This window comes from Pseudoalteromonas sp. Z9A5 (assembly GCF_011378875.1).
In the GTDB taxonomy this organism is placed as follows: domain Bacteria; phylum Pseudomonadota; class Gammaproteobacteria; order Enterobacterales; family Alteromonadaceae; genus Pseudoalteromonas.
This window is the reverse complement of record NZ_WTLC01000092.1, coordinates 265-2,323: the sequence shown is the minus strand read 5'-3', so window position 1 is coordinate 2,323 and position 2,059 is coordinate 265. Positions and strand designations below refer to the sequence as shown.

General features: G+C 39.0%; 2 protein-coding genes. Both read right to left on the bottom strand.

Annotation, left to right across the window (positions count from 1 at the left end):
* Positions 1 to 156: transposase domain-containing protein (locus GQR56_RS21095; protein WP_206018249.1), on the bottom strand; the 156-nt coding region annotated here is incomplete at its 3' end.
* Between the two features lie 117 nt (positions 157 to 273).
* A complete protein-coding gene (locus tag GQR56_RS21090) occupies positions 274 to 1,689 on the bottom strand; it encodes a sodium:alanine symporter family protein (protein WP_024612248.1) in 1,416 nt (471 codons plus the stop codon).
* Between the last annotated feature and the right edge of the window lie 370 nt (positions 1,690 to 2,059).

Below are 2,059 nucleotides of genomic sequence, written 5' to 3'. Positions count from 1 at the left end.
CTCAACAGGAAGCCTTCTTTTTCTTATCGTCGCGACACCAGCTGTTTCTGCGCATTGTTTGATAAACTCAGGGCATAAAAAATCACTCAGCTGACCTAAGCCTTCTGAATTGGGTGCGTAGCTATTGGCTAGAGAAAGTGCGGTAGTGAGTTGCAAAATAAAAGGCTCCTAAATAAATTCAGAAGCCTTTATAAACTAACCAGAAGATCGGTCAATGGATCGTTAAATATTTCTTAACTGATCGGCATTAAGCCGTAGCTCGCTGTTTATTATTTATTTCCAGGCCTCGGGGTCGACCTCTTTAGCAAGTTTTGGATGCTTACTTTTATCAAAAGTGGGTATTAAGCCCTTTTTACGTTGTTCGTTATAATCTTTAGAAAGCCATACAACAACACCTGAAAGCATAAATAGCGCTATAACGTTTACAATGGCCATTAAACCCATTGATATATCTGCTAGTGTCCAAATTAAACCAAGCTCACCAACAGCACCAAACATCACCATACCTAAAACAACAAGTCTAAAGATAAACATACCTTTATTAGAGTTGCGTCCTAAAAACATTAAATTTGTTTCAGCGTAAGAGTAATTAGCAACTATAGAAGTAAATGCAAAAAAGAGTATAGCAATAGCAATAAAATAAGTGCCCCAGTCGCCAACATGTTCTTGTAATGCTGCTTGCGTGAGCTCAATCCCTGTAATACCAGATCCAGGTACTAATTGCTGTGATAGTAAAATAAGAGAAGCAGTCGCTGTACAAATAACAATAGTATCAATAAAGACACCTAGCATTTGTACATAACCTTGTGATGCTGGGTGAGGAGGGTAAGGCGTTGCAGTCGCTGCTGCATTAGCAGCGCTACCCATACCTGCTTCGTTTGAGAATAAACCACGTTTTATACCTTGGATCATAGCTTGTGTAACACCATAACCAATTGCACCAGCACCGGCTTGTTCAATACCAAGAGCACTCTTTATAATAAGTGCAAGTACATCAGGTAGTGCAGTAAAGTTAATAGCACATACATAAAGAGCAACTAATAAATAAGCTAATGCCATAAATGGCACAACCATTTCGGCAAAACGAGAAATTGTTTTTAGACCACCAAAAATAATAATGCCAGAACCAATGACCAGAAGAATGCCTACTATATACTTAGGTACATCAAACGCTACTTCAAATGCTGCAGCAATAGAGTTTGACTGTACGGCGTTAAATACTAAACCAAAGGCTAAAATTAAGCATAACGAGAATAAAATTCCCATCCAGCGTTTGCCTAAACCGTTTTGCATATAATAAGCAGGACCGCCTCTAAAATTACCTTCAGCATCTTTTGTCTTATAAGCCTGGGCTAAAGTACTCTCGGCAAAACTCGTCGCCATACCTATTAATGCAATAAGCCACATCCAAAAAATAGCACCTGGACCACCTAGGTATAAGGCAACAGCAACACCAGCCATATTACCTGTACCAACGCGCGCAGCTAATGAAGTACAAAAAGCCTGAAAGGATGAAATTTCGTTATCGGCACATTTACGAGAGCCAAACATAACTTTGAACATATGTGGGAATTGTACAAACTGAATAAAGCCTAATCGAAAAGTAAAGAAGAGGCCTGCTGCTATTAATAAGTAGACGAGAACTTGGCCCCATAGAAGGGCACTTATACTGTTTATTATGTCTGTCATGGATACTGCCTAAATACATGAGTTAAAAAAGTGAACGCAACTTATCACATCAGGATAAAAGTGTTTAGTTTTAAAGTGCAAAAACAGAGTTATCAACAGGTTTTTGTGGGTAACTTGTGTCTATCGTGTGTGCTTGCTTGGGGCTTAATTTTAATTACTATTTTATGCAAATAACGCTTGCGTAAAATTCGCCGCTCCCTATAATGCGACCCCACTGAGACGGGAAACGCCAACGCCTAGCGAGGAGCGAACTACTCAGAGAGTTAAATAAAACTTCGGTTTTAAATCTTCTAAAAAGAAAGTTTAAAACTAAGTGTTGACTCGAAAAATAAAGGGTGTATTATTCGCATCCCTTGAGACGCTAAAGCGA

Excerpts from the sequence above, each read along its gene's own strand:
- GQR56_RS21090 (WP_024612248.1), bottom strand. The coding sequence starts at position 1,689 with ATGACAGACATAATAAACAGTATAAGTGCCCTTCTATGGGGCCAAGTT.